11 protein-coding genes are annotated in these 8,469 nt (G+C 63.6%); 8 read left to right on the top strand and 3 right to left on the bottom strand.

What is annotated here, in order from left to right:
• The first annotated feature begins 123 nt into the window (after positions 1 to 123).
• A complete protein-coding gene (locus tag AC1DVM_RS21735; RefSeq protein WP_477257977.1) occupies positions 124 to 312 on the top strand; it encodes a hypothetical protein in 189 nt (62 codons plus the stop codon).
• Positions 313 to 401: 89 nt separating this feature from the next.
• Entirely contained in the window at positions 402 to 1,541 is a 1,140-nt protein-coding gene (locus AC1DVM_RS21730; protein ID WP_477257975.1) for a PQQ-dependent sugar dehydrogenase, read from the top strand.
• Between the two features lie 3 nt (positions 1,542 to 1,544).
• Here AC1DVM_RS21730 and AC1DVM_RS21725 read toward each other — a convergent pair whose 3' ends face one another.
• Both AC1DVM_RS21725 and AC1DVM_RS21720 read right to left on the bottom strand, forming a co-directional pair.
• A complete protein-coding gene (locus AC1DVM_RS21725; protein ID WP_477257973.1) occupies positions 1,545 to 1,886 on the bottom strand; it encodes a DMT family protein in 342 nt (113 codons plus the stop codon).
• 102 nt (positions 1,887 to 1,988) lie between these two features.
• Positions 1,989 to 2,243, bottom strand: a complete 255-nt coding sequence (locus AC1DVM_RS21720) for a SemiSWEET transporter (protein ID WP_477257971.1) — start codon at positions 2,241 to 2,243, stop codon at positions 1,989 to 1,991.
• A 152-nt stretch (positions 2,244 to 2,395) separates the two neighbouring features.
• Here AC1DVM_RS21720 and AC1DVM_RS21715 point away from each other — a divergent pair, with 152 nt between their 5' ends.
• The 6 genes from AC1DVM_RS21715 to AC1DVM_RS21690 all read left to right on the top strand — a co-directional run bounded on the left by AC1DVM_RS21715 (position 2,396) and on the right by AC1DVM_RS21690 (position 7,600).
• Complete coding sequence (locus AC1DVM_RS21715) at positions 2,396 to 2,824, top strand: DUF3775 domain-containing protein (RefSeq protein ID WP_477257969.1); 429 nt, start codon at positions 2,396 to 2,398, stop codon at positions 2,822 to 2,824.
• 232 nt (positions 2,825 to 3,056) lie between these two features.
• Positions 3,057 to 3,263, top strand: coding sequence for a hypothetical protein (locus AC1DVM_RS21710; RefSeq protein ID WP_477257967.1), 207 nt, complete (start codon positions 3,057 to 3,059; stop codon positions 3,261 to 3,263).
• 135 nt (positions 3,264 to 3,398) lie between these two features.
• On the top strand, positions 3,399 to 3,968 hold the full coding sequence (locus tag AC1DVM_RS21705) for a fasciclin domain-containing protein (protein WP_477257965.1): 570 nt from the start codon (positions 3,399 to 3,401) through the stop codon (positions 3,966 to 3,968).
• Positions 3,969 to 4,080: 112 nt separating this feature from the next.
• Positions 4,081 to 6,798 carry an excinuclease ABC subunit UvrB gene (gene uvrB, locus AC1DVM_RS21700; protein WP_477257963.1) on the top strand — a complete coding sequence of 906 codons (2,718 nt, stop codon included), beginning with the start codon at positions 4,081 to 4,083 and terminating at the stop codon, positions 6,796 to 6,798.
• A 92-nt stretch (positions 6,799 to 6,890) separates the two neighbouring features.
• Positions 6,891 to 7,217 carry a type II toxin-antitoxin system RelE/ParE family toxin gene (locus AC1DVM_RS21695; protein WP_477257961.1) on the top strand — a complete coding sequence of 109 codons (327 nt, stop codon included), beginning with the start codon at positions 6,891 to 6,893 and terminating at the stop codon, positions 7,215 to 7,217.
• A gap of 2 nt (positions 7,218 to 7,219) precedes the next feature.
• On the top strand, positions 7,220 to 7,600 hold the full coding sequence (locus tag AC1DVM_RS21690) for a helix-turn-helix domain-containing transcriptional regulator (RefSeq protein WP_477257959.1): 381 nt from the start codon (positions 7,220 to 7,222) through the stop codon (positions 7,598 to 7,600).
• 695 nt (positions 7,601 to 8,295) lie between these two features.
• Here AC1DVM_RS21690 and AC1DVM_RS21685 read toward each other — a convergent pair.
• A partial coding sequence (locus AC1DVM_RS21685) for an SMc00767 family acetate metabolism repressor (protein WP_477257979.1) occupies positions 8,296 to 8,469 on the bottom strand: 174 nt, incomplete at its 5' end.

Genomic DNA, 8,469 nt, shown 5'->3' with positions numbered 1-8,469 from the left:
CTCCGACCCGGAGCGCCTGCCGGATGCGATCGGTGCAAATCTCGGCGGAACCTTCTCGACTCGCTTGTGTTTTTCCAGTTCACGAGCAGTAACCCACCGCGGTGGCGTACGAGGATTCCTCCGATGTCAGTCTCACGCAACAAGGTCGAGTATCACGTGGCGTCCCGGGTGCAGCGCCTCGATCGTCGTCGGGAATGCCGCTTCATGCTGGCCCTCATCATGCTGATGGGCTGCGCCACCGCCTCCGTGCTCGCGACCACGCAGCAGGCGCTTTCCGACCAGCAGCCGGGCGTCGCGGCACCCCACCGCTAACGAAAAGCTGGATAAAACCGGCGTGATCGCGATTGACGCGGGCGCCTGAACGGCTAGCTCTCCACCGATCGTCCTTTGAGGAGAGCCCCATGATTTTGTCCCGCCTCGCCACAGCTTGCGCATTCGCGCTGGCCCTGGCGCCAACCGCCCAGGCGCAGGACAGCCAGCGGGTTCGCACCGATAAGGTCGAGGTGGTGGTCGAGACCGTCGCGCGGGATCTTGCAAATCCGTGGTCGCTGGCGTTTCTTCCCGATAGCCGCATGCTCGTGACCGAGCGATCCGGATCGCTTCGCATGGTGGCGTCCGACGGCAAGCTGTCGGAGCCGCTCGGCGGGATCCCCAAAGTGCATGGAAAGGGCCAGGGCGGGCTCCTGGATGTGGCGCTATCGCCCGGCTTTGCGCAGGACCGTCTGGTTTTTCTAAGCTTCGCCGAGGATCGCGGCGGTGGCCGGGCCGGCACCAGCGTAGCGCGGGGCAGGCTCAATAATACGGGCACGGCGCTCGAGAACACCCAAGTCATCTTCCGGCAGGAGCCGCCCCATCCGGGCAACAACCATTGGGGCTCGCGCCTCGTCTTCGACAAAAGCGGCAACCTGTTCGTGACCCTAGGGGATCGTTTCGACCTGCGCAGCGAGGCGCAGAACCCCGCCAACCACCTCGGCAAGGTCGTGCATATCACCCCGGAGGGAAAGCCCGCCCCCGACAACCCATTTCTGGACCGCAAGGAGACCCGACCGGAAATCTGGTCGATCGGCCACCGCAACGTGCAGGGCGCCGCCCTCAATCCCGCCACCGGCCAGTTATGGACCGCCGAGCACGGGGCGCGCGGCGGCGACGAGATCAACATTCCGCGGAAGGGCCGGAATTACGGCTGGCCGATCATCACGTACGGGGTGGATTATTCCGGCGCGAAGATCGGCGAGGGCACCAGCAAGCCGGGTATGGAACAGCCGGTCTTCTACTGGGACCCGTCGATCGCTCCGTCCGGCATGGCTTTCTACACCGGGGACAAGTTCCCCGCCTGGCGTGGCAACATTCTCGTCGGTGCGCTCGCGGGCAAGCTCGTCTCGCGACTGGAGATCAGCGGCGACAAGGTGACGGGCGAGGAGCGCATGCTTCAGAATTTCGGAGAGCGTATCCGGGATGTGCGGCAGGGGCCGGACGGATTCGTCTATCTGCTGACGGATGCGCCGCAGGGCCGCATCCTGAGAATGCGTCCGGCCGATTGACCTCTATCGGCCCTGGAAGATGAACGCCGCTCCGGCTGCGATGAGCCCGAACCCGACGAGGTGATTCCAGCCGAGTGGCTCGTCCAGATAGAACACGGAGAAGACCGCGAAGACCGCGAGGGTGATGACCTCCTGCATGGTTTTCAGCTCCGCCGCCGAGTAGACGGCGGACCCGATGCGGTTGGCCGGCACCGCGAGCCAGTACTCGAAGAACGCGATACTCCAACTGGCAAGGACGGCGATCCAGAGCGCCGATGTCTTGAACTTGAGGTGCCCGTACCACGCGAACGTCATGAAGACGTTCGACGCGATCAGCATCGTAATCGGCGCAACGTAAGGATTCATGGGCTCTAAATCAGGAGGGGAGCGGCGGGCGGGTTGGCGTCTGGGCCTTCTGCCAAAAAGCCTCGTCGGAGGAAATCGGCGATTCGACACAGTCGTCGGGTGTCAGCCGTAGCGCAACTTCATTGCGAGAATGAGTGCGACCAGCACGAAAGTGATGCTGTTGGCGAAGATAATCGGCGCGTTGCCGACGAGAATTCCGTAGATCAGCCAGAGCCCCACGCCCACGGCGAAGATCGACTGGGTGACGAGCGACAACGACTTCGTATCCTTCGTCCGCAATGTCTGGAGCGCTTGCGGCAGCCAGCAGACCGTCGTCAGGATAGCGGCCACGAAGCCGAGAATCTGGATACCGAGCATGAGCGAATCGTAAACGACAAAAAGGAAGCGATGCAGCTTTATCACGCCAAACCCGCCCCGCATCAGAAATCCGCCCGGCCGGCGGTATCAAGAATTGCCAGCGGATCGCCGCTTTGCGGAGAACCTAAGCCGCGCTTGGGTGTTTCCCCCGTATGACCAAGATCAAGGACTACTCCGAACTCTCATCGCTCACCATCGCAACCGAGAAAGTCTGCGAGCTGATCCTTCGCGCCCGGGCGATCGACGTCAAGGAAGGGCAGACCGATCCGGATTCCGGCTCGAATCCGACGGATGACGGCGGCATCGACGCGCTGGTGAACACGCCGGACGATGCCACCGAGGAGGAAATGCGCGAGGTGATCGAGGGTCTCAACGACGACGAGCGCGTCGACCTCATCGCGCTGGTCTATATCGGCCGGGGCGACATGGAGCCCGCGGAATGGTCCGACGCCGTCCGCCTCGCAAGAGAACGCGAAGCGGCGAACGTTCTGCCGACCGCCGACTGGCTGCTCGGCATTCCCAACCTCGGCGACCTCTGGGACGAGGGCCTCGCTCTGCTCGGAAAGAGCTGTTCGTACTGAGGGATAAGCGGCGGCAAGTCAGGCCGGCGCGGGGTTCCCGTTCGGCACTCCGTGGGTCGCCAGTTAACTTCAACAACACTTCGCGATCTCCCTGGACGCGCTGCCGCAAGTCCACGCCACCTCCCCTCGGACCCTTGGTGCTGAAGCGCACATCCTCGCCGCTGCTCTGACAAGCTGCCGTAATTGCGCCAAGGATCGCGCAGAAAGTCCGCGCGCAAACGGAGTATGCCCTATGGCTCCACGCGAACCAGAGCACCCTTCGACCCCCGTTTCGACCACCGAGACGCAGCATCCCGGCGAGCCCGTCACCTTGCGTCAATGGATCGAAACCGAGGCGACTGAGCGGGTGCGCGCCGAACGCGAGGCAAGGCGACGGAACCAGTCCGACAGCGAACGTGCGGCGCATTATGTGCGAGGCCCCACGGCTTTTTCGGCCTGAAGGTCAGGTTCACGGAAACGTGACGGTCTGGCCACATCCACGGCAACAGCCGACACGTATCCATCTCTGAAGGACAGCCTTCGATCGTGCGCTCAATCGAGCGGCGGTCCACTCACACCTTCAGGGAAGAAACCGATGAAGATTTCCAATGTCTGCCTCGCCGCCGCGCTCGCGCTCTCAACCACCGCGCTTGCGCCGATGGCCTCGTCGTTCGCCCAGGAAATGACCAAGATGGTCGGCGGCGCCGCCATGACTCCGTCGAAGAACATCGTCGAGAACGCGGTCAATTCGAAGGATCATACGACGCTCGTGGCGGCTGTTAAGGCCGCCGGACTGGTGGAGACGCTGCAAGGCGCCGGCCCGTTCACGGTTTTCGCGCCGGGCAATGCCGCCTTTGCCAAGCTGCCCAAGGGCACCGTCGACACGCTGCTCAAGCCGGAGAACAAGGCCGCGCTCACCGGCGTCCTCACCTACCACGTGGTGCCCGGTCGCCTCAGCGCCGAGCAGTTGGTGGCGCAGGTCAAGCAGGGCGGCGGAAAGGCCATGTTGAAGACCGCCCAGGGCGAGACTCTCACCGTCACGCAGAGCGGCAAGGACCTCGTTCTCGAAGACCAGAAGGGTCAAAAATCGACCGTGACCATCGCGGACGTGATGCAGGCGAACGGCGTCATCCACGTGGTCGACACGGTTCTGTTGCCGGGCTGATCCAACGATCGAAGGCGGCCCTTCCAATCGCGGAGGGCCGCCATCGCTTTTGCGCTCTCCCCGTCGCTGCCCGACACTTCCCAATTCGGCCTCTTTGTACCATATTCGTTCTATGGCCAAGACACCCAAGAAGCCCAAGCTTTCCACCGGGAAGGCGACCAAACCTGAGCTGAAACCCCTCGACACCTACCTCTCGGATCTGCTGAGCCCCGCCGTGAATCGGGAGCGCAAGGCGGCGGAGGGTTTTGCCGAGCGGGCGCAGGAAACCTACATCCACGGCGAGGCCACCGATGTGGACCCGGCGCTGGCGAAGAAGCTCGGCCTTCGCGGAGCCGATGACGGGCCGGACCTTGCCCCCGAACTCGGCGAGAACGGTCCCCTCGACGTCAACGGCGTGTCCGCCACTGTGGATGCGCTCACGCGCCTTCTCACGGAGGGCGATCCGCGCTTCAAGAACGGCAAGCTGTGGACGCCCCACCGTCCCGCGCGGCCCGATAAGTCGGAAGGCGGCATTCCCTTCAAGCTGGTGTCGGATTTCGCGCCCGCGGGCGATCAGCCGGTCGCCATCACTGAGCTGGTGGACGGCGTGCGCCGGCAGGAGCGCGACCAGGTGCTGCTCGGCGTCACCGGCTCGGGCAAGACCTTCACGATGGCGAAGGTCATCGAGGAGACGCAGCGCCCTGCGTTGATCCTCGCGCCCAACAAGACCCTGGCGGCGCAGCTCTATGGCGAGTTCAAGTCGTTCTTCCCCGACAACGCGGTGGAATATTTCGTCTCGTATTACGATTACTACCAGCCCGAGGCCTACGTGCCGCGCTCGGACACCTTCATCGAGAAGGAAAGCTCGATTAACGAGCAGATCGACCGCATGCGCCACTCGGCGACCCGCGCGCTGATCGAGCGCGACGACGTCATCATCGTGGCCTCGGTCTCGTGCATCTACGGTATCGGCTCGGTCGAGACCTACACCGCCATGACGTTCTCGGTGAAGGTCGGCGAGAAGATCGAGCAGCGCCAGCTCATCGCCGACCTGGTGGCTCTGCAATACAAGCGCATCCAGAACGATTTCGCCCGCGGCACCTTCCGCGTGCGCGGCGATTCCATCGAACTCTTTCCGGCCCACCTGGAAGACCGCGCCTGGCGCATCGGCCTGTTCGGCGACGAGATCGAGTCGATCGTCGAGTTCGATCCGCTCACCGGCAAGAAGACCAACGACCTCGCCTTCGTGAAGGTCTACGCCAACTCGCACTACGTGACGCCGCGCCCGACCTTGCAGCAGGCCGTGAAGGGCATCGAGACCGAGTTGCAGGGCCGCCTGCAGGAACTCACCCGCATGGGCCGCCTGCTCGAGGCGCAGCGACTCGAACAGCGCACGCAATTCGACCTCGAGATGATCGAGGCGACCGGCGTCTGCAACGGCATCGAGAATTATTCGCGCTATCTCACCGGCCGCAAACCCGGCGAGCCGCCGCCGACCTTGTTCGAATACCTGCCCGACAACGCGCTGGTCTTCACCGACGAGAGCCACGTCACCGTGCCGCAAATCGGCGGCATGTATCGCGGCGACTTCCGCCGCAAGGCGACGCTCGCCGAATACGGTTTCCGCCTGCCCTCCTGCATGGATAACCGCCCCCTTCGCTTCGAGGAATGGGACGCCATGCGGCCGCAATCGGTGCACGTCTCCGCGACGCCGCAGAAATGGGAAATGGAACAGACCGGCGGCGTCTTCGTCGAGCAGGTCATCCGCCCCACCGGCCTCATCGACCCGCCGGTGGAGATCCGCCCGGCGCGAAACCAGGTCGACGACCTCCTGGGCGAGATCAGGGAGGTCACCGCCGCCGGCTACCGCACCCTCGTGACCGTGCTCACCAAGCGCATGGCCGAGGATCTCACCGAATACCTGCACGAGAACGGCATCCGCGTGCGCTACATGCATTCGGACATCGACACGCTGGAGCGCATCGAGATCCTGCGCGACCTGCGGCTGGGCGCCTTCGACGTGCTGATCGGCATCAACCTGTTGCGCGAGGGTCTCGACATTCCCGAATGCGCGCTCGTCGGCATTCTCGACGCCGACAAGGAAGGCTTCCTGCGCTCCGAGACATCGCTGGTGCAGACCATCGGCCGCGCCGCGCGCAACGTCGATGGCCGCGTCATTCTCTACGCCGACCAGATGACCGGCTCGATGGAACGCGCCATCGCCGAGACCGACCGCCGCCGCGCCAAGCAGACGGCGTATAACGAGGCGAACGGCATCACGCCGCAGAGCATCAAGAAGAACATCGGCGACATTCTGGAAAGCGTCTACGAGCGCGATCACGTCTCGGTCGATACCGGCCTCACGAAGGCGGGCGTCACCGTCGGCCACAACCTCAAGACCGTCATCGCCGACATGGAAAAGCGCATGCGCGAGGCCGCCGCCAACCTCGATTTCGAGGAAGCGGCGCGCCTCCGCGACGAACTCAAGCGCCTGCAGGCAACGCAACTCGCCATCAGCGACGACCCGCTGGCGCGGCAAGCCGACGTGGAACGCGACGCCGGCAAATACGGCGGCTCGCGCAAATACGGCCGCAACGCCAACCTGCCCCCCCGCGGCCTCCCGGCCTCACCGGAAGGCGCAAGCGCGGGCGACGAGGACGCGGCCGCCTACGGCCCCGGCGGCAAGGCCCGCTCGGACGAAGGCACCCGCATCCGCAAACCCGGCCTCGACGAAATGGGGCCGGGCACGGACCGGGAAGTGCCGCTGAATTTCAAGGAGCGGCCGAAGGCAAGGAGCACGCAGGGGTTGGCGGGGCAGAAGCCGAAATATAAGGGGGGACGGGGGAAATGAGGGGGAGGCAGATTTTGCGGCACCAGTTTGGTTGTGCGCCATTCAAAGGCTTCCGCTTGCCTTATATGCGTGGTGCATTATAAGCTACCCGCATGAGGGTTCGGGTTTATGAAGACGATCAAGGACGGCACCCGTTCTGGGATTGGTTCTCGACCTTGCCGCGCGAGCATAGCAACAGGGTTCAAGCGGTCGTCGGCCGTTTGGCCGATGGGCACGATGCGGGGATCAAGTCGGTCGGCGCAGGCGTGCTGGAATGGCGGATCGATTGGGGGCCCGGTTTGCGCCTCTATCTCGCCCGCGATGGCGACACCTTGATCATCCTTCTCGGGGGCGGAACCAAGCGTCGTCAACAAGCCGACATCCGGGACGCCCAGGATCGATGGGCCGATTACAAACGCCGCAAGACCAAGGAGAAATGACCATGCCTCTTTCGCGCGATTTCAAGGACCTTGTCCGCGAGCGGGCGCAGCACGATGAGGCTTTCCGTGTCGGGATGCTTCAGGGCGCGCTGGAAGCCCTCGGGACAGGCGACGCCGTCGAAGCCAAGATTCTGATTCGCGATTATATCAATGCCACTTTGGGCTTTTCCGAGCTTGCCGAAACCATTCAATCGCATCCGAAGACATTGATGCGCCAGTTCAGCGCCAAGGGAAACCCAACATTGGACAAGCTCTCGGCCGTTCTCAAGGAACTCACGGCCCGCGAGGGGTATGTGGTCAAAGTCGAGCGGGCGGAGCGTAAACGGTCTCCAACGCGCACGGCCCGAAAGCCCCTCTCCCGGACGCGCAAGGTAGCGGCTTGATCGTGGATGCCCGGCGAGGAGGGACGCGGTCGCCTACGTCCCGGCGGAAAGGCCCGCTCGGACGAAGGCACCCGCATCCGCAAACCGTCCCTCGACGAAATGGGGCCGGGCACGGACGGGGAAGTGCCGCTGAATTTCAAGGAGAGGCCGAAGGCGAGGAGCACGCAAGGGCTGGCGGGGCAGAAGCCGAAATATAAGGGGGGACGGGGGAAGTGAGGGGCAGATTGACTCCACAGTGTACTTAGCAACACATAGCTTGCACTGCTCCTACCTGCGATTTGCCTTTTCTCCGAGTAGCTGTCCCACTGTGTCGAGGATGTTCCTCAATCTGTCGGTGCGGGTTTATGAGGGGTGGCGGCAAGGGGTCACGGCGGCTGATTGAACTCCCCGTCATGCGCGGGCTTGACCCGCGTACCCACGTCTTAACCCGCTCGCCAGAAAAGACGTGGGTGGCCGGGTCAAGCCCGGCCATGACGGCGGAGGGTGGCTGGGATGGGCAGGGGGAGGTGGGGGCGAGGGAATAACACCCTCGCGTCATGCGCGGGCTCGTCCCGCGTACCCACGTCTTAAACCCGCTCGACAGAAAAGACGTGGGTGGCCGGGTCGAGCCCGGCCATGACGGCGGTGGAGGGACCCGACCCGACTTGATGGTGCGCTTGGATGGCGGAAACGAGGGTCGCGGATAGGAGACGCCTTTATTTCTGCTTTACGATCACGGGAATGATCATGTCACCCCAGTAGCCCTCTCCGGAATGAAACCGTTTCACCCTCTGTAACTCCACGGAAAGACCTTTCTCGACACAGTTCATAACGGCTTCGTTAACTCTATGGAGTTCATTGGCCAGAATGCGAATAGCTGCCTCTTGTTC

This window comes from Microvirga sp. P4_A5, from assembly GCF_056402495.1.
This window is presented reverse-complemented; position numbering and strand designations above follow the sequence as displayed.

Bases quoted from the DNA above. Each gene is read 5' to 3' on its own strand.
- uvrB (WP_477257963.1), top strand. From the start codon at position 4,081: ATGGCCAAGACACCCAAGAAGCCCAAGCTTTCCACCGGGAAGGCGACC.
- AC1DVM_RS21710 (WP_477257967.1), top strand. From the start codon at position 3,057: ATGGCTCCACGCGAACCAGAGCACCCTTCGACCCCCGTTTCGACCACC.
- AC1DVM_RS21725 (WP_477257973.1), bottom strand. From the start codon at position 1,886: ATGAATCCTTACGTTGCGCCGATTACGATGCTGATCGCGTCGAACGTC.
- AC1DVM_RS21730 (WP_477257975.1), top strand. From the start codon at position 402: ATGATTTTGTCCCGCCTCGCCACAGCTTGCGCATTCGCGCTGGCCCTG.
- AC1DVM_RS21735 (WP_477257977.1), top strand. From the start codon at position 124: ATGTCAGTCTCACGCAACAAGGTCGAGTATCACGTGGCGTCCCGGGTG.
- AC1DVM_RS21690 (WP_477257959.1), top strand. From the start codon at position 7,220: ATGCCTCTTTCGCGCGATTTCAAGGACCTTGTCCGCGAGCGGGCGCAG.
- AC1DVM_RS21715 (WP_477257969.1), top strand. From the start codon at position 2,396: ATGACCAAGATCAAGGACTACTCCGAACTCTCATCGCTCACCATCGCA.
- AC1DVM_RS21720 (WP_477257971.1), bottom strand. From the start codon at position 2,243: ATGCTCGGTATCCAGATTCTCGGCTTCGTGGCCGCTATCCTGACGACG.
- AC1DVM_RS21695 (WP_477257961.1), top strand. From the start codon at position 6,891: ATGAGGGTTCGGGTTTATGAAGACGATCAAGGACGGCACCCGTTCTGG.
- AC1DVM_RS21705 (WP_477257965.1), top strand. From the start codon at position 3,399: ATGAAGATTTCCAATGTCTGCCTCGCCGCCGCGCTCGCGCTCTCAACC.